The following is a 17,564-nucleotide window of genomic DNA, read 5'->3' as shown; positions in this document are numbered from 1 at the left end:
ATCGGCATGGCTCTCGCTCCCCTCACTTGATCACGGTCGCGCCGGCGGACGGCAGGACCTGGCCGGTGCGGCGCAGGCCGCCCGACTGGCTGGTGAGGATCGCACCCGCATTGGCCTTGGCGCTCACGGGCGTTTCGGTGGTTTCCTTGCCGCGGGTGACGCGCACGCTCGGGCCGGTCGGGACCGGAGCCTCGCCGCGCCCGGCGCCGCCACGGTAGGACGGGGCCGGAGCCGGCGCGCTGTATTGCGGCTGGTTCTGGCTGGTCTTGGGCGGCACGGTGGTGCGCTGGAAGCGCGACACGTCGCCGCCGGTCACGAAGGTCGTGCCCTTGTCGATCGGGCGGCCCATTGCGGCCTTGAGCATCTTGTCTTCCTGCTCGGGCGTCGCGTTGGCCGGGATCTGGACATCGCCCGCGGCGACCGCACGCTCGAGATCGGCGGGGCTGTCGGCGAGCGAGCGCAGCACCAGGCTGATCGTGCCGATGGTCTGGGCGACCGCGACCTTCTCGGCGATCTTGGGCGTCACCTCGAGCGTCACGGTGCGGAATTCGGTCACCACGGTCTTTCCGTTCTCGTCGGTGGTCTTCTCGACGGTCTGGTCGGTGGCGAGCACGCGCAGGTTGCGCAGCACCGTCTCGGCGGTCTTGAGCGACGAGCTGTCGTCGGCGCCGTCGATCTCCTGGGTCAGCACGAGGTCGACCCGGTCGCCCGGGAAGACGAAGCCCGCGACCCCGGTCATGGCCGAAACCGGCACCGTCACGGCGCGCATGCCCGGCCCGAGCGCGGCGGCGAGGAAGCCGCGGTCGCCCGGCGCGACGAGCGAGCCCTGGGTGACCGGCTCGCCGGCGGTGATCGGGTAGCGCACGACGGTGCCGAGCAGCTTGTTCATGTCGGCCTCGCCGTCGATGAAGTAGGCGTCCTGCACCAGCTCCTTGGGCCAGGGCTGGAAGCCCAGCGCGTCGGCGGTGATGATGGTGCCCGCGGTCAGCGCCCGCTTGGCGACCAGCACGCGCGGCCCGGTGGGCACCGCGGCGGCTTCTGCATCGGGGGCGGCGCCTCCGGCGAACATGCTGCGCGCGGCAAACGCCGTTCCGATCGCGATGATCAGCGCACCGAGCAGCAGAACCAGTTTCTTCCTATCCATGGCTCAATTAGCCCCCTCGTAATCGCCCTTGGGTTGGTTAGCGGGCAGGTATGGTTGCAGTGCGTAAGGCTTGACTGGTTAAAATCGGGTTATGCGCCGGGAAATGCTCGCATCACCGCGTCGAGATGGTTGAGCGCGAGCACCCACAGACCGCCGATCGCGATCGCCACGCCATAGGGCAGGCGGCCGGGCGTCTTGGGCTTGAACACCACGCGCCGGACGATGAAGCCGATCGCGAGAAAACCCCCGAAGACCGCCATCACCATCAGCATCTGCACATAGCTGACGGGCGTGAACCACAGCGACAGCGCCGCCAGCAGCTTCACGTCGCCCCCGCCGAGGATCAGCACCTTGAGGCGGTAGCCGATGTAGGCGATCCCGATCAGCACGCCCGAGACGATCGCGCACAGCACCAGCTGCCAGCCCACGTCGGGCCACAGCTTCATCCCGCTCGCCCACCAGAAGGCGGGCGCGGCGAGCGCGATCCCGGCGTTCAGCCAGTTGTCGATGTGGCGGTGGCGAATGTCGGTCACCGCGGCAAAGACCAGCGCGATTGCCAAGGCGATCAGCAGAACGTAGGAAATGGAACTCATCGACTTCGTGCCCCCGGGCAAGGCCCGCATCGCCGCGGACCGTCCTTCTTTGGGACACTGCTACAGGTTATGACTTACCAAATGGTAACCACGATCTCCGCCCCGGCGCCCGCACGCAGGGCCTCGCGCGCATGATCGATCGCCGCGCGATTCCGCCCCACGCCGTCGAAAGCCGCTGGACCGCCGCCGACGGGCACGCCCTGCGCCGGATCGACTGGCCCGGCGCTGCCGAACCCCCGCGCGGCTCGATCCTGTTCCTCCCCGGACGCGGCGATTTCTACGAGAAATATCTCGAGACGCTCGAGGAATGGCACCGCGACGGCTGGCGCGTAACCGCCGCCGACTGGCGCGGGCAGGCCGGATCGGGGCGGCTCGGGCGGGACGCCGTGACCGGCCACATCGAGGATTTCGGCATCTGGATCGACGATCTTGCCCATTTCTGGGAAAGTTGGGTCGCCGAAACGCCGGGGCCGCACGTGCTCGCCGCGCATTCGATGGGCGGGCACCTTGTGCTGCGCGCGCTGGTCGATCAGCGGGTGCGCCCCGATGCCGTGGTGCTGAGCGCGCCGATGACCGGCGTCGCCGGCCCCCCGCTGCCGCTTCCCGTGCTCGCCCGCGTGGCGCAGGGCATGTGCCGCATCGGCGATCCGCTGCGCCAGGCGTGGAAGTGGAGCGAGAAGCCGGGCGAGCTGCCCTCGGCCCGGGCCAACCTCCTCACCCACGACCCCGAACGCTATGCCGACGAGCAGTGGTGGCGCGACCACCGCCCCGAACTCGTCATGGGCCCGGCCAGCTGGCGCTGGGTCGAGCGCGCCTATGCCTCGTGGATGCGGCTCGAGGCGCCCGGTGCGCTCGAGCGGGTGGAGGTGCCGGTGCTGATCGTCTCGACCGCCGCCGACAAGCTCGTGAGCCACCCCGCCAATGTCCGCGCCGCCGCACGCCTGCCGAAGGGCGAGCTCCTCGCGCTCGGGGCCGAGGCGTATCACGAGGTGCTGCGCGAGGTCGATGCCGTGCGCGGGCCGATCATGGCCCATATCGCCGCCTTCCTCGACCGGGTCGCCCCGCGCGAGACCGTGCACGCATGATCCACGATATCGCCGTGATCGGCGCCGGGATGGCGGGCGCCAGCATTGCTGCCGAACTCGCGCCCCATGCGCGGGTGCTGCTGCTCGAGGCGGAGGATGCACCGGGCTATCATGCCACGGGCCGCTCGGCGGCGTTCTGGGAGGAATGCTACGGCGGCCCAGGCGTGGTGCCGCTGACCCGCGCCTCGGGCAGCTATCTGGCCGAACACGGCTTCCTCACCCCGCGCGGCGCGCTCTATGTCGGGCGCGGGGAGGACCGCGCCGCGATGGCGGTCTTCCGCGAGAGCTACGAGGGCACGGGGGTGCGGCTGGAGGCGCTCGGGCCTGCGGCCCTTGCGCGGATCGTGCCGCATATCCGCCCCGAATGGAGCGAGGCGCTGCACCAGCCGGCCTGCGCCGATATCGATGTGGCCGCGCTCCACCAGCACTACCTCGCCCGCGCCCGCCGCGGCGGGGTCGAGGTGATCGCCCGCGCGCGGGTGACGGGGCTGGCGCGCGAGGGCGGGGCTTGGACCATTACCAACGAACGCGGCGCAAGCTGGCGCGCGGCCACCATCGTCAATGCCGCCGGGGCCTGGGCGGACGATATCGCCCGCCTCGCCGGCGCGGCGAGCGTCGGCATCGCGCCTTTCCGCCGCACCGTCGCCGTGCTGCGCGTGGCGCCTGCCGCGCCCGCCGACCTGCCGCTGGTGATCGACGTGGGGGGGAGCTTCTACTTCAAGCCCGATGCCGGGCGCCTGTGGCTCTCCCCGCACGACGAGATCCCCTCCGACCCCTGCGATGCCGCGCCCGAGGAGATGGATGTCGCCATCGCCATCGACCGCTTCCAGTCCGTCACCGACTGGCGGATCGAGGCGGTCGAGCACAGCTGGGCGGGCCTCAGGAGCTTCGCGCCCGACCGCCTGCCGGTCTACGGCTTCGATCCGCAAGTGCCGGGGTTCTTCTGGTTCGCGGGGCAGGGCGGCTTCGGCATCCAGACCGCCCCTGCGGCGGCGCGGCTGGGGATGCAGCTGCTCACCGGTCAGGGACCCGACGCGATGACCGCCGGGATTGCGGCGGAGACCTATGCGCCGGTGCGCTTCCTGTCCGCCCACGCTGTGCAGGGGGTCTAGGCAAGGCGCTGGCGATCTGCCATTTTCTCACTTGTGTTAACCACAAGAGAGGGGGCCGACATGGCGCACAAGTTCGAGATCTACAAGGATAAGGCGGGCGAATACCGGGTGCGGTTCAAGTACAACTCGGAAGTGATGTTCTCGACCGAGGGCTACGCCAGCAAGGCGAGCGCGCAGAACGCCATCGACTCGATCAAGAAGAACGGCCCCGGCGCCGAGGTCGAAGACAATTCCTGATTTCGTGTCGCGCTGACGCGCGACGCAGACCCCCCGCCCCACCTCCCCGCCCGGCCACCAATAGTGCCACTATCCTGTGGTGGCCGGGCGGGGAGGTGGGGCGGGGGGTCTGCGCCACCGAAGGTGGCTCACAAGATCAATGCCCGAAGGCCGACCGCGGATCGGCCTGCCGCTGCGCCTCCTCGCTGGCCAGCGCGTCGGCGCGTTCGTTCTCGGGGTGGCCCGAGTGGCCCTTCACCCATTCCCACGTGATCCTGTGCGGGCGCGCGGCGGCGATCAGCTCGCGCCACAGGTCCTCGTTGGCGACCGGCTTCTTTGCCGCGTTGACCCAGCCGCGCTTCTGCCAGCCGAAGATCCACTGCGTCATCCCGTCGATGACATAGCGGCTGTCGGTGTGGACGGTGACGGCGCAGGGCTCCTTCAATGCGGTGAGGCCGCGCAGCACCGCGGTCATCTCCATGCGGTTGTTGGTCGTCGCGGGCTCGCCGCCGACGAGCTCCTTCTCGTGGCCGCCGCTGCGCAGGATCGCCGCCCAGCCGCCCGGGCCGGGATTGCCCTTGCAGGCGCCGTCGGTGAAGATGTCGACCTCTTTCATCCCGGCCGCTTTGGCGGGCGGAGCCTCAGCCTGCAAGCAGCGCGGCGCCGTGGTCGTGGTAAAACTGCCAGCGGCGGGCGAATTGCATCGGGTCCTTGCGGGTGACGAGCGCATCGTCGGGGGTGTCGAGCCAGTCCTCGGCTCGGGAGGCAACGAAGCGCAGGCAGGCGCCCTTGGCGACCTCGGGGAACAGCGCGCGCTCCGCGGGCGTCAGGCGGCGCACGGACTGGTAGCCCTCGATCAGCGCCGCGCCGCAATCGGCGCGGTAGGCGTTGTCCGCATCGAAGCACCACGCGGCGTGGGTCACGGCAAGATCGAGCGCCATCGGGCCGGTGCAGGCGAAGTAGAAATCGATCAGCCCCGTCACCCGGTCGCCCAGCATCAGCACGTTGTCGGGGAAGAGGTCGGTGTGGGTCTGCGACACCGGCAGCGCCGACAGGTCGAGCGCGGCGGCGGTCTCGGCATGGGCGAGCATCGCGGGCAGGCCTGCGTCGATCGTCGCCAGCCGCTCCGCCCCGCACTTCGCGAGGATTGCGGCGCTCGCGGCGAAGTCCATCGCGTTGGCGCGCTCCATCGGGAAGTCCTCGGCGGCGATATGCAGGTTCGCCAGCACCGCCCCGATGCTGCGGGCCTGCTGCGGGGTGGGGCGGGTCGGCGAGACACCGGGCAGGAACTCGATCAGCGCGGCCGCCTTGCCCTCGACCAACCGCCACGACTTGCCGTCGCGGTCGTGCATGGTGCGCGGCACCGGGCAGCCCTTGCCGGCGAGGTGATCGAGCAGCGCGAGGAAATAGGGCAGGTCGGCATAGTCGATCCGCCGTTCGTAAAGCGTCAGGATGAAGCGCGTGCCCCCGAACCCCTTGGCCTTTCCGGAGCCGGTCGTCTCCACCAGCCAGTTGGAGTTGGACACGCCCTCGGCGATCCCCTTGGCCGAGACCAGCTCGCCCACGTCGTATTCGCCGATCAACCGGGCGAGATCCTCCGCGCCCAGATGGGTGTAAACCGCCACCGCAACCCCCCGCCCGTAACGCTATTCGGTCAGCTGGCGGGGCAGCTTGAAGACCATCTTCTCGACCGTGGCGGTGATTTCCTTCTCGTGGATCGTCCGCCGCTCGGCGAGCGCGGCGACCACTTCGCGCACGAGGATCTCGGGCGCCGAGGCCCCGGCGGTGAGGCCAAGACTTTGCACCCCTTCGAGCCATGCGAAGTCGATCTCGGACGCGCGCTGGATCAGTTTGGCGGGGGTGCCGAGCCGCTCCGACACCTCGACCAGCCGCAGCGAGTTCGAGGAATTGGGCGCGCCGATCACCAGCACCAGATCGCAGTCGTGGGCCAGTTCCTTGACCGCCGCCTGGCGGTTCGAGGTCGCGTAGCAGATGTCCTCGGCGCGGGGGCCGGAGATGTTGGGATAGCGCCATTCGAGCGCCTCGATCACCTCGCGCGTGTCGTCGACCGACAGCGTGGTCTGGGTGAGGTAGGCGAGCTCCTCGTCGGAATCGAAGGGCAGCTTGTCGACATCCTCGATGGTCTCGACCAACGTCATCTGCCCCGGTTCGACCTGGCCCATCGTCCCGATCACCTCGGGGTGGCCCTCGTGGCCGATGAAGATGATGTGGCGCCCCTTCTCGATCTGGCGTTCGGCCTGACGGTGGACCTTGCTCACCAGCGGGCAGGTGGCATCGACATAGAGCAGCTTGCGGCGCTTGGCCTCGGCCGGCACCGCCTTGGGCACGCCGTGGGCGCTGAACACCACCGGCGCGTCGTCCGGCACCTCGTCCAGCTCCTCGACGAAGATCGCGCCCTTGGCCTTCAGCCCCTCGACCACGTATTTGTTGTGGACGATCTCGTGGCGGACATAGACCGGCGAGCCGTAGCGTTCGAGCGCCTTCTCGACGATCTCGATCGCCCGGTCGACCCCGGCGCAGAAGCCGCGCGGGGCGGCGATCAGGAGGTTGAGGGGCGGCAGATCGGCTGCCGGCGCGTCGGAGGCTTGAAAGGGCGCGTTCATGTCACCCCCCCTAGCGTTTTCCGGCGGCTCTCGCTAGGGCGCACCGGATCGGAAATTCGAGGACGGCTTGAAATGATGCTTCGCGCGCGCGCCATTGCGGCACTGGGTCTGGTGGCCGTGCTGTCCGCCTGCTCGCAAAAGGGCGAGCTGGTGATCGACCAGGGCGTGGGCGTGGCGAGCGTGCTGAGCCTGTGCCCGGCGGTCGGCATCCCCGACTACACCGGCGATGTCACCACCTTCCGCACCCCCGGCGACACCACCATCGGCAATCTCGATGTGAGCGCGGCGATGACCAATCTGCGCGCCACCTGCAACGACACCGCCGACCGCATCTATTCCGAGGCGACCTTCACCGTGAACGCCCGCCGCACCGACACGCGCGGTGCGCGCAGCGTGCAGCTGCCCTATTTCGTCACCGTGCTGCGCGGCGGGAGCGCGGTCGTCTCCAAGCGCATCGGCACCGTCACCCTGACCTTCGCCGACGGGCAGGAGCGCGCCAGCGCGACCGCGACCGCGGGCGGCTACGTCAACCGCGTCGACGCCGCACTGCCCGACGACATCCGCGAGAAAATCACCAAGCGACGACGCGCGGGCGATGCCGAGGCGGCGCTCGACCCGCTCGCCGACCCCGAGGTTAAGGCGGCGATCGCCCGCACCCGCTTCGAGATGCTGGTCGGCTTCCAGCTGACCGAGGACCAGCTGAAGTATAACGTGACGCGCTGATTGTTTCGAAGGCGCCTCCGCGCCTTCATCCTCGGTGCTGTTCCCTCCGCTCCGCTCCGGGGCACCTGCGGCTCGCGCGCGTGCGCTCGCGACGCCTGCGGCGTCGAGGGAGACTTCGATCTATCGTCGTCCCGGGCTTGACCCGGGGCCCGGCTTCCTTCTTTGCACGCGCGACACACCGCGCCTCACGCACGAGACAACCATGACCAAGACCCTTTACGCCGCCCACGCGGCCCTGATCGAAACCGTGCTGACGGACCTCGTGGCCGAGGGCACCCTGCCTGCGGGCACCTCCTTCGCCAACGTCACGCTCGAGCCGCCGCGCGATGCCTCGCATGGCGACCTAGCCACCAACGCGGCGATGGTGCTTGCCAAGGGCGCGGGCATGAACCCGCGCGCGCTGGCCGAGGCGATCGTCGCCAAGCTGGCCGCACAGCCGGGCATCACCAGCGCCGCAATCGCCGGGCCGGGCTTCATCAACCTGCGCCTCGCGCCGGAAGCCTGGCTCGCCGAACTGCGCGCCATCGCGCAGCTGGGCGGCGAATATGGCCGCTCGCAGATGGGCGGCGGCACCACGGTCAACGTCGAATATGTCTCGGCCAACCCCACCGGCCCGATGCACATGGGCCATTGCCGCGGCGCGGTGGTCGGCGATGCGCTGTCCTCGCTGCTCGAATTCGCCGGCCACAAGGTCATCCGCGAATACTACGTCAACGATGCCGGCGCGCAGGTCGACGTGCTCGCGCGGTCGGTGCACATGCGGTATCGCGAGGCGCTGGGCGAGACCATCGCCATCCCGGAAGGCCTCTATCCGGGCGAATACCTCGTGCCGGTCGGGCAGGCGCTCGCCGCCGAATTCGGCGACGCCTACGCCGCCGCGCCGGAAAGCGACTGGCTGATCCTGTTCCGCACCCGCGCGGTCGCGGCGATGATGGACATGATCCGCGCCGACCTCGCCACGCTCGGCATCAACCACGACCTGTTCTCCTCCGAGGCCGAGCTTCAGGCCTCGGGCAAGGTCGATGCGGCCGAGGCATGGCTGCGGGAGCACGATCTCGTCTATGACGGCGTGCTCGAAGCGCCCAAGGGCAAGGCCCCGCCGGAAGACTGGGAGCCGGTCTCGCTGCCGCTGTTCCGCTCGACCAAGTTCGGCGACGATCAGGACCGGCCGATCAAGAAGTCCTCCGGCGCGTGGACTTACTTTGGCGCGGACCTCGCCTACCACTTCCAGAAGGCCCAGACCGCCGATGCGCTGGTCGACATCTGGGGCGCGGACCATGCGGGGACGGTGAAGCGGATCAAGGCGGCGGTTGCCGCGCTGACCAGCGCCGATGGCGCTGCGCCCAAGCCCTTCGAGGTCAAGCTCGTCCAGATGGTGCAGCTGATGAAGGGCGGCCAGCCCTTCAAGATGTCGAAGCGGGCGGGCAATTTCGTCACGCTGGCGGATGTCGTCGAGATGGTCGGCAAGGACGTGGTGCGCTTCACCATGCTCACCCGCAAGCCCGACGCGCAGATGGATTTCGACTTCGACAAGGTGGTCGAGGCCTCGAAGGACAATCCGGTGTTCTATGTGCAATATGCCCATGCCCGGATCCGCTCTACGCTGCGGAAGGCGGCGGACATGGGGATCACGCCTTCGGATGCGGCACTGGACAGGCTCGGGGCCGAGGAGCTGGCGCTGGTCGCCCGCGCCGCGCAGTTCCCGCGCGAGATCGAGCTGGCGGCGCGGGCGCGCGAGCCGCACCGGATCGCCTTCTATCTCTACGATCTCGCCGCCGATCTCCACGCCTACTGGAACCTCGGTAACGACCGTCCGGAAAAGCGGTTCATCGTGGAACAGGACCCCGCTCTGACCGCGGCGAGGCTTTTCCTTGCCGCCGCGATCGGGCAAGTGATCCGCGGTGGTCTCGGCGTGCTCGGCGTCGAGGCGGTCGAGAGCATGTAGCACAGCCGGGGGGCGCGGGATTCCGTCATGATCGATGCCGAATACGAGGAACTGGACGACGGCGCCGGCGAGCTCGATCTCGCCGACACCGACAGCCTGCCCTGGCTCGAGGCGGACGAGGAGGACGAGACCGCAGGCGGTATCGACACCGGGCAGATCGTGATGTTCGCGCTCGGCCTGCTGGCGCTGCTCGGCGCCGTGGTCGGCGGGGTGTGGTGGGTCTCCAACCGCGCCGCGGGCGGCGAGGCGTTGGCCGACGGCAGCGTGATCCCGGCGCCCGAGGGTCCGATCAAGGAAAAGCCCGAGGACCCGGGCGGCAAGACCTTCGCTGGCACGGGCAATGTCGCGCCGGTGGTGGGCGAGGGCGGATCGCGGCCCGCGGTGGTCGCCGATGCGCCCGTGACCGCGCCGAGCGCCGCGCCCGCACCTGCGCCTGCGGCTTCCGGGACCAAGCCGGTCCCCGTCGCCCCGCCCGCGGCCGGCCAGGCCCCGGCGACCGGCGGGGTCGGCGTCCAGCTCGCCGCCTACGGCACCCGCGCCCGCGCCGAGCAGGGCTGGACCGACATCGGCCGCCGCACCGATGCGCTCGCCGGGGTCAAGTATCGCGTGGTCGAGGGCAAGGTCGATATCGGCACGGTCTATCGCCTCCAGGCGGTCGCCGCGAACCGCGCCGAGGCCGAGCGCCTGTGCGCCGCGCTCAAAGACGACGGGGTCGATTGCCAGATCAAGTAGCGCGCGAGGGCGTCCCGCAGTCGTTGTGCAGTCGTCGCGATGTGGTTGCGGGGCCGTTGCGGGGGCTTTTCCCCGCTCTTGAGGCCCTCCGGCCCTTGCAGGCGCACCGCCACGGTGCGAACCTGACGGTCTTATGATTCCGGCGATTTTCGGCATTTCCGGCCCCGTCCTCACCGCGGACGAACGCGCCTTCTTCCGCGAATGCGACCCGGCGGGCTACATCCTGTTCGGGCGCAACTGCGTCGACCCTGAGCAGCTGCGCGCCCTGACCGACGACCTCCGGAGCATCCACGGGCGCGACCGGCTGCTGGTCTCGATCGACCAGGAAGGCGGCCGCGTGGCGCGCCTCAGGCCCCCGCTGTGGGCCGGCTATCCGTCGGGCCAAGCCTTTGATGCGCTTTATCAAATCGCCCCCGCGAGCGCGATCGAGGCGGCCCGCGCCAATGCCACCGCGATGGCGCTGGAGCTGTCCGCGATGGGGATCACGGTCGACTACCACCCCCCGCTCGACCTGCGCGTGCCGGGCGCCCACGACGTGATCGGCGACCGCGCCTTCGGGGCCGATCCGATGCAGGTGGCGGCCCTGGGTCGCGCCGTGCTCGAAGGGCTGGCGGCAGGCGGGGTGACGGGCTGCATCAAGCACATGCCCGGCCACGGCCGCACCGATGTCGACACCCACAAGGCGCTCCCCACGGTCACCGCCCCGGCAGCCGAGCTGGAGGCTGACCTCGCCCCGTTTCGCGGGCTCAATCAAGCACTTGTCGGCATGACCGGGCACCTCGTCTTCACCGCCTGGGACCCGGAAAACCCCGCCACCCTGTCGCAGACCGTGATCCGCGACATCATCCGCAGGAGCATCGGCTTCGACGGCCTGCTGCTCACTGACGACATCGACATGGAGGCGCTCGGCGGCGCGATCCCCGAACGCGCCGCCCGCGCGCAGGCGGCGGGGTGCGACATCATATTGAATTGCTGGGCGAAGATGGACGACATGGCGGGCATCTGCGAGATGCTCTCCCCCATGTCCGATGCCACCGCCGCGCGGCTCGACCGGGCGCTTGCCGGCACCCGCATCGCGCCCGTCCTCGCCCCCGAGGCCGCCGAGCTCCTCGCCAAGCGCGACGCCCTGCTGGCGCTCGCCGGAACCCCGGCATGAACGCCCCCGACGCGCCCTTCATGTTCCCGCCCGAGGCCGCCAAGGCCGACGAGAACGCGCTCTATCTCGAGCTCGGCGCGTGGGAAGGCCCGCTCGACCTGCTGCTCGATCTCGCCCGGCGGCAGAAGGTCGATCTTCGCCAGATCTCGATCCTCGCCCTTGTCGACCAGTACCTCAGCTACATCGAGCGCGCGGGCGCGCTGAAGTTGGAACTGGCCGCCGATTACCTCGTGATGGCGGCCTGGCTCGCCTACCTCAAATCGGCGATGCTGCTCCCCAAGGCGGAGCAGGAGGACCCTTCGCCCGAGGAACTGGCGCTGCGCCTGCAACTGCGCCTGCAACGCCTCGGCGCGATGCGCGAGGCGGCGGCGCGGCTGATGGGGCGCGACCGGATCGGGCGCGACGTGTTCCTGCGGGGCAACCCTGAGGGCCTGCGCACGGACCGCAAGACGGTGTGGCGGTCGGACCTCTTCACGCTGATCCAGGCCTATGGGCAGGTCAAGGCGCGCACCGCTCCGCGGATTTACCATGTGGCGAACCGCCCTGTGATGACGCTCGATTCGGCGCTGGAGCGGGTCTCGGCGATGCTCGGCGTGACGCTCGAGTGGATGGAGATCCGTGATTTCCTCCCGCCCCATGCCTCGCCGGAACTGCGGCGCTCGGCGCTCGCCTCGAGCTTCGTCGCCGCGCTGGAACTCGCCAAGCGCGGGCGGGCGGAGCTCGATCAGGAGGGCGCCTTCGCCCCCTTGCGCATCCGCCGCCTGAAGGATGCTGCGGCGTGACGGCCGAGGAACCCGGCACCCTCGAACGCGCGGTCGAGGCGACCCTGTTCGCCGCCGAGGCGCCCCTCACCCTCGATGCGCTCGCGGCGCATCTCGGCGGGTTGGCGACGGGCGACGTGCGCGAGGCGCTGGCACTGCTGGAGACCCGCTACCGCGCGCGCGGCATCCACCTCGTCGAGCGGGGCGGGCGCTGGCATTTCGAAACTGCGCCCGATCTTGCCCACCTGCTGCGGCGCGAGAAGGAGCAGGTGCGCCGGCTGAGTCGCGCCGCCACCGAGGTGCTGGCGATCATCGCCTATCACGAGCCCGTCAGCCGCGCGGAGATCGAATCGATCCGCGGCGTGCAGACCAGCGGCGGGACGCTCGACGTGCTGATGGAGGCGGGCTGGATCAGGCCTGCGGGCCGCCGCGAGGTGCCGGGACGACCGGTGATCTACGCGACAACACCCGAATTTCTCGACCATTTCGGTCTAGCCAGCCGCCGCGACCTGCCCGGCATCGACGAGCTGCGCGCCGCAGGGCTCCTCGATCCGGTCGACGAGGCGATGGAAGCCGCCATGCGCTTCGAGCCCGACGAGGCGGACGAAAGCGCTACCGGCGACGACGAGAATCTGGCGGACTGACTCGCAATTCGCGCAAGGCTGACCTAAATGGGCATCCATCGAACGCTGGGCGCGCGTCCCGGCCTTGCGGCACCTAACGCCCCGCCGCGGTTCAGGAGTTGAGACAATGGGTATTGGTTCGCTGTGGCACTGGATCATCGTTCTCGCGATCGTGCTGATCCTGTTCGGACGCGGCCGCATTTCCGAGATGATGGGCGATTTCGGCAAGGGCATCTCGAGCTTCAAGAAGGGGCTCAACGAGACCGAGGATACCGCCGCCAAGGCCGCCCGGATCGAACCGCCCGCGGCGCCTGTCGAAACCGCGGCTCCGGCCCCGGCCGAGAAGACCGACAGCACCGGCGCGTGATCGCCCGCCCCTGATCGCGGCGACCGGGACGCACCATCCATGCTCGACATCGGCGCCGGAGAGCTGCTGGTCATCCTGATCGTCGCGGTGGTGGTGATCGGGCCCAAGGACCTGCCGCTGGCGATGCGCACCGCAGGCCGCTGGATCGGCAAGGTGCGGCGCGTCTCGGCCCACTTCCGCTCCGGGATCGACGCGATGGTGCGCGAAGCCGAGCTCGAGGAAATGGAGAAGAAGTGGAAGGCGCAGAACGAGGAGATCATGCGCCGCTCCGCCGCCCTGACCGAAGCCGAGGCCGGCGCGCCGGTGATGACCGGCCCGCCGCCTGCCGACCCCGCGCCGCCACCGGCACAGGCCGAACCCGTCGCCGCGCCGGAGGCGGTCACCGATCCGGCTCCCGCTCCGGCCAAGGGCGCTGCCGATGTTTGAGATCAAGGACCTCGACGAGACCCGCGCCCCACTGCTCGACCACCTGATCGAGCTGCGCACCCGCATCATCCGCGCCCTGCTGGCGCTGGGGGTGGGCTTTGCGGTGTGCTTCTACTTCGCCGACGAGATCCTCGGCATCCTCGTCCAGCCGCTCAAGGACGCCTTCCCCGAAGGGGAGGGGCGGCTGATCTTCACGCGCCTTCCGGAGGTGTTCTTCGTCGAGCTGAAGGTCGCGCTGTTCGCCGGCTTCATGGTCAGCTTTCCGGTGATCGCCAACCAGCTCTGGGCCTTCGTCGCCCCGGGGCTCTACGCGCGCGAGAAGAAGGCCTTCCTGCCCTTCCTCCTCGCCACACCGGTGCTGTTCAGCGCGGGGGCGGCGCTGGCCTATTTCGTGGTGATGCCGGTCGCCTTCACCTTCTTCCTCGGCTTCGGCGGGACGACCGGCGGGCTCGCAGTCGAGGCCCTGCCGAGCGCGGGCGACTATCTCGGCTTGGTCATGCAGTTCATCCTCGCCTTCGGGCTGACCTTCCTGCTGCCGGTGCTGCTGCTGCTGCTCCACCGCGCCGGGATCGTCAGCCGCGCGCAGATGGTGGCTGCACGGCGCTACGTGATCGTGGTGATCTTCGTCATCGCCGCGATCGTGACGCCGCCCGATCCGGGCTCGCAGATCGTGCTGGCGGTGCCGCTGTGGCTGCTGTTCGAGGCCTCGCTGCTGCTGATGCGGTTTCAGGAGAAGGCGGTCGAGGCTGACAAGGCCGCGCGCGAGGCCGAGGCAGCCGCGGAACAGGTGGCGGCGGAGTAGCCTGTTCCTTGTGCCACCTTCGGTGGCGCAGACCGCCCGCCCCGCCTCCCCACCCGGCCACCATACCGTAATGGTAATCTTGGTGGCCGGGTGGGGAGGCGGGGCGGGGCGGTCTGCGGTTCGCGTCAGCGAACCCGCAACATCAACGCACCTTCACCCCGCCGATCCACACCTGGAGGATCTTCGTTTCGCGCAGCGCCTCGGGCGAGGCGAACAGCGGGTCGCGGTCGACGAGGATGAAGTCGGCGCGCTCTCCGGGCAGCAGACGCCCGAAGCGGCCCTCGGCAAAGCCCGCATAGGCGGCATCGGCGGTGAAGCCCGCGAGCGCCTGTTCGCGGCTCACGGCCTCCTGCGGGAACCAGCCGCCGAAGGGCTCGCCCTTGGCGTCGGTGCGACTGATCGCGGCGGCCATGCCGGCCCAGGGATCGGCAGGCTCGACCGGCGCGTCCGACCCGAAGGCGAGCCTGCCGCCGACCTTGATTACGCTGCGCCACGGATAGGCCCCCGCCAGACGGTCGGGCCCGAGCCGGGCCTCGGCCATCAGCCGGTCGGAGGTCTGGTGCAGCGGCTGCATCGAGGCGATCACCCCGTGCTGGCCCATCCGCGCGATATCGGCGGGATCGATGATCTGCGCGTGCTCGATCCGCCAGCGGCGGTCGCCCTTGTAGCTTTCCGAGAGCTCCTCGACCGCGCCCAGCACCTCGGCATTGGCGGCATCGCCGATGGCGTGGACGGCGGTCTGGAAATTGTCCATCGCCGCGCGGCTCATCAGGTTGCGGAGCTGCGAGGGGGAGAGCAGCGGCAGACCGCGGGTGCCGTGATCGTCGGCATAGGGCGCCTTGAGGCTCGCCCCGCGCGAACCCAGTGCGCCGTCGAGGAACAGCTTGATCCCGCCCATCCGCAGGCGGTCATCGTAGAGCCAGCCCGTCGGTTCCGGCCCTGCCATCAGTTCCAGCGTCTCGATCGAATCCGCATAGGACATGATGCGGATCATCAGCCGCCCGGAATCCCCTGCGCGGCGGAAGGTGCTCCAGTCGGGCGCCTTCGTGCCCATGTCGGCAACCGCGGTGACGCCGCGCGCCAGCAGCGCCTCCTGCGCCTTGGCGAAGGCGAGATCGCGGTCTTCGGGGCGCGGCGCGGGGACGACCTTGGCGACGAGCTGGATCGCGTTGTCGACGAACACGCCCGCGGGATTGCCCTTGGCGTCGCGGATGATCTTGCCGCCTGCCGGGTCCGGGGTCTTGGCGGTGATCCCGGCGGTCTGGATCGCCAGCGTGTTCCCCCACTGCGCGTGGTTGTCGGCGCGTTCGAGCCACACCGGCCGGTCGGAGACCACCGCATCGAGCTCGGCGGCGGTGGGGAAGCGGCCGAGCCCCCACTTCTCCTGGTTCCAGCCGCGCCCGATGATCCACGGGCGGCCGGGGTTCTCCTCGGCGAAGGTCTTGATCTTCGCCAGCGCGTCCTCGAGCGAGGTGGTGCCGGAAAGGTCCAGCGTCAGCGCGGCGAAGCCCATGTCCATGACGTGGACGTGGGCGTCGATCATGCCGGGCAGCATCACGCGGCCCTCGCCATCGAGGCGGTAATCGACCTGCGGGCGCTTGTCGCCGCGGGTAAGGACAGCGGTGACCTTGCCCTCATCGTCGAACACCAGGCCGTTGAAGCGCCTGACCTTGCCCTCGGCGTCGATCGTCACCCCGTCGACATTGTCGATCAGCGTGTCCGCCAGCGCGGGCGCGGCGAGGGCGAGGGCGGAGACGGCGGCAAGCGAGCGGGCAAGCGTCAGCAACATGGGATTCCTTGGGTATCGGCCGGAAGGGCAGGCGGCGTGTGCTATCGCCTTCGTGCCCGCTTGCCAACTTTCAGCCCCACAGGAATTCCTTTTGCACCCCGGGCGTGTCGCCGATTGCCCTTGCGGCTCCAAGCCTCTAATCGCCTCGGCACCATGTCGACACAGCTTGCCGCATCGAACCCCAAGGGCGCCGCCGCCACCCCGGCCGACCTGACCCTCGACGACGTCCGCGCCGCCGCCGCCCGCATCGCGGGCGCGGTGGTCAACACGCCGATGATGCACTCGATCACCCTCTCGGAAATCACCGGGGCGGATATCTGGCTGAAGTTCGAGAACCTCCAGTTCACGGCCGCCTACAAGGAGCGCGGCGCGCTGAACGCGCTGCTGCTTCTCACCGAGGAGCAGCGCGCCCGCGGCGTGATCGCAGCCTCGGCGGGCAACCACTCGCAGGGGCTGAGCTATCACGGCACCCGCTTGGGCGTGCCCGTCACCATCGTCATGCCGCGCACCACGCCGACGGTGAAGGTGATGCAGACCGAGAGCGTCGGCGGCAAGGTGGTGCTCGAGGGCGAGACCTTCGACGAGGCCTATGCCCATGCCCGCAAGCTGGAAGGCGAGCTTGGCCTCACCTTCGTCCATCCCTTCGACGACCCCCACGTCGCGGCCGGTGCGGGAACGGTGGCGCTCGAGATGCTGGCCGTGAAGCCCGATCTCGATTGCATCGTCACGCCGATCGGCGGGGGCGGGCTGATCTCGGGCATGGCGACCGTCGCCAAGGCGCTGAACCCGAAGATCGAGGTGGTGGGCGTGCAGGCGGGCCTGTTCCCGAGCATGTTCGACCGGATCAAGGGCGCGAACCTGCCCTGCGGCGGCGACACGCTGGCCGAGGGCATCGCCGTCAAGCAGCCGGGCGACTTCACCGCGAAGGTGATCGCCGAGCGGGTGGACGACATCCTGCTGGTCGACGAACCGGCACTGGAAAAGGCGGTGGCGCTGCTGCTCCAGATCGAGAAGACCGTGGTCGAGGGCGCGGGCGCGGCAGGGCTGGCGGCGGTGCTGCGCAATCCGGCGCGCTTCGCCGGCAAGTCGATCGGCCTTGCCCTGTGCGGCGGGAACATCGACACGCGCCTGCTCGCCAACGTGCTGCTGCGCGATCTTGCCCGCCAAGGCCGCCTCGCGCGCCTCAGGATCACCCTGCAGGATCGCCCCGGCGCGCTGTTCCGGGTGATGCGCCTGTTCGACGAGCACAACGTCAACATCATCGAGATCTATCACCAGCGCATCTTTACCACGCTGCCCGCCAAGGGCCTGATCACCGACATCGAATGCGAGGCGCGCGATGCCGAGCAGGTCGACCGGCTGGTCGAGGGTCTGCGCGCCAACGGCTACACGGTGCAGCTGGTCGAACTCGGCTGACGCACTCGGGAAATCACTGATCGCAGACCGGGCACCTGTCCCGGATTGCA

Annotated in this window: 19 protein-coding genes; 13 read left to right on the top strand and 6 right to left on the bottom strand. The window is 69.7% G+C overall.

The features are described from left to right. Window positions 1-22: 22 nt before the first annotated feature. Together cpaB and ACMX37_RS11660 are read right to left on the bottom strand one after the other, a co-directional pair. A complete protein-coding gene (cpaB, locus tag ACMX37_RS11665; protein WP_483146087.1) occupies window positions 23-1,144 on the bottom strand; it encodes a Flp pilus assembly protein CpaB in 1,122 nt (373 codons plus the stop codon). Between the two features lie 89 nt (window positions 1,145-1,233). Then, window positions 1,234-1,737: an A24 family peptidase gene (locus ACMX37_RS11660; RefSeq protein ID WP_483146086.1), complete on the bottom strand. Its 504-nt coding sequence runs from the start codon at window positions 1,735-1,737 to the stop codon at window positions 1,234-1,236. Between the two features lie 131 nt (window positions 1,738-1,868). Between ACMX37_RS11660 and ACMX37_RS11655 the strand changes: the two genes are divergently transcribed. Genes ACMX37_RS11655 through ACMX37_RS11645 form a run of 3 tightly spaced genes read left to right on the top strand, consistent with a single transcriptional unit; the run spans window position 1,869 to window position 4,171 of the window. Next, window positions 1,869-2,822, top strand: a complete 954-nt coding sequence (locus tag ACMX37_RS11655; RefSeq protein WP_483146085.1) for an alpha/beta fold hydrolase — start codon at window positions 1,869-1,871, stop codon at window positions 2,820-2,822. After that, window positions 2,819-3,934 carry an NAD(P)/FAD-dependent oxidoreductase gene (locus tag ACMX37_RS11650; RefSeq protein ID WP_483146084.1) on the top strand — a complete coding sequence of 372 codons (1,116 nt, stop codon included), beginning with the start codon at window positions 2,819-2,821 and terminating at the stop codon, window positions 3,932-3,934. Before ACMX37_RS11655 ends, ACMX37_RS11650 begins: the two co-directional genes overlap by 4 nt. A 60-nt stretch (window positions 3,935-3,994) precedes the next feature. Continuing rightward, window positions 3,995-4,171: a YegP family protein gene (locus tag ACMX37_RS11645; protein ID WP_483146083.1), complete on the top strand. Its 177-nt coding sequence runs from the start codon at window positions 3,995-3,997 to the stop codon at window positions 4,169-4,171. A gap of 136 nt (window positions 4,172-4,307) precedes the next feature. Here ACMX37_RS11645 and rnhA read toward each other — a convergent pair whose 3' ends face one another. The 3 genes from rnhA to ispH are packed head-to-tail and all read right to left on the bottom strand — an operon-like array spanning window position 4,308 to window position 6,774. Beyond that, window positions 4,308-4,766 (bottom strand): ribonuclease HI, encoded by a 459-nt coding sequence (gene rnhA / locus ACMX37_RS11640; protein ID WP_483146082.1) that lies wholly within the window; start codon window positions 4,764-4,766, stop codon window positions 4,308-4,310. A gap of 25 nt (window positions 4,767-4,791) precedes the next feature. Beyond that, entirely contained in the window at window positions 4,792-5,775 is a 984-nt protein-coding gene (gene thrB, locus ACMX37_RS11635) for a homoserine kinase (RefSeq protein WP_483146081.1), read from the bottom strand. A gap of 21 nt (window positions 5,776-5,796) precedes the next feature. Next, window positions 5,797-6,774: a 4-hydroxy-3-methylbut-2-enyl diphosphate reductase gene (ispH, locus tag ACMX37_RS11630; protein WP_483146080.1), complete on the bottom strand. Its 978-nt coding sequence runs from the start codon at window positions 6,772-6,774 to the stop codon at window positions 5,797-5,799. Window positions 6,775-6,846: 72 nt separating this feature from the next. Here ispH and ACMX37_RS11625 point away from each other — a divergent pair, with 72 nt between their 5' ends. The 9 genes from ACMX37_RS11625 (at window position 6,847) to tatC (ending at window position 14,309) form a co-directional block, all read left to right on the top strand. Beyond that, window positions 6,847-7,497, top strand: coding sequence for a hypothetical protein (locus ACMX37_RS11625; protein WP_483146079.1), 651 nt, complete (start codon window positions 6,847-6,849; stop codon window positions 7,495-7,497). A gap of 202 nt (window positions 7,498-7,699) precedes the next feature. Beyond that, the gene (gene argS, locus ACMX37_RS11620) at window positions 7,700-9,442 is read left to right on the top strand and encodes an arginine--tRNA ligase (protein WP_483146078.1); all 1,743 of its coding nucleotides are present in this window, start codon (window positions 7,700-7,702) and stop codon (window positions 9,440-9,442) included. A gap of 27 nt (window positions 9,443-9,469) precedes the next feature. Beyond that, a complete protein-coding gene (locus ACMX37_RS11615; RefSeq protein ID WP_483146077.1) occupies window positions 9,470-10,174 on the top strand; it encodes an SPOR domain-containing protein in 705 nt (234 codons plus the stop codon). Between the two features lie 133 nt (window positions 10,175-10,307). Beyond that, on the top strand, window positions 10,308-11,330 hold the full coding sequence (gene nagZ, locus ACMX37_RS11610) for a beta-N-acetylhexosaminidase (protein WP_483146076.1): 1,023 nt from the start codon (window positions 10,308-10,310) through the stop codon (window positions 11,328-11,330). After that, the gene (locus tag ACMX37_RS11605) at window positions 11,327-12,112 is read left to right on the top strand and encodes a segregation and condensation protein A (RefSeq protein ID WP_483146075.1); all 786 of its coding nucleotides are present in this window, start codon (window positions 11,327-11,329) and stop codon (window positions 12,110-12,112) included. The genes nagZ and ACMX37_RS11605 overlap by 4 nt, the downstream gene beginning before the upstream one ends. Then, complete coding sequence (scpB, locus tag ACMX37_RS11600; protein ID WP_483146074.1) at window positions 12,109-12,735, top strand: SMC-Scp complex subunit ScpB; 627 nt, start codon at window positions 12,109-12,111, stop codon at window positions 12,733-12,735. Before ACMX37_RS11605 ends, scpB begins: the two co-directional genes overlap by 4 nt. Before the next feature lie 106 nt (window positions 12,736-12,841). After that, window positions 12,842-13,081, top strand: a complete 240-nt coding sequence (locus ACMX37_RS11595) for a twin-arginine translocase TatA/TatE family subunit (protein ID WP_483146073.1) — start codon at window positions 12,842-12,844, stop codon at window positions 13,079-13,081. A gap of 39 nt (window positions 13,082-13,120) precedes the next feature. Continuing rightward, on the top strand, window positions 13,121-13,507 hold the full coding sequence (gene tatB, locus ACMX37_RS11590) for a Sec-independent protein translocase protein TatB (protein ID WP_483146072.1): 387 nt from the start codon (window positions 13,121-13,123) through the stop codon (window positions 13,505-13,507). Continuing rightward, complete coding sequence (tatC, locus tag ACMX37_RS11585) at window positions 13,500-14,309, top strand: twin-arginine translocase subunit TatC (protein WP_483146071.1); 810 nt, start codon at window positions 13,500-13,502, stop codon at window positions 14,307-14,309. The genes tatB and tatC overlap by 8 nt, the downstream gene beginning before the upstream one ends. 142 nt (window positions 14,310-14,451) lie before the next feature. Here tatC and ACMX37_RS11580 read toward each other — a convergent pair whose 3' ends face one another. Further along, complete coding sequence (locus tag ACMX37_RS11580; RefSeq protein WP_483146070.1) at window positions 14,452-16,098, bottom strand: amidohydrolase; 1,647 nt, start codon at window positions 16,096-16,098, stop codon at window positions 14,452-14,454. A 153-nt stretch (window positions 16,099-16,251) separates the two neighbouring features. On the opposite strand from ACMX37_RS11580, the gene ACMX37_RS11575 reads away from it, so the two are divergent. Next, window positions 16,252-17,514, top strand: a complete 1,263-nt coding sequence (locus ACMX37_RS11575) for a threonine ammonia-lyase (protein WP_483146069.1) — start codon at window positions 16,252-16,254, stop codon at window positions 17,512-17,514. Window positions 17,515-17,564 lie beyond the last annotated feature (50 nt).

Source organism: Porphyrobacter sp. THAI-01a, assembly GCF_056868655.1.
Note: the sequence above shows the minus strand (reverse complement) of the source record. Positions and strands in the feature narration are given on the sequence as shown.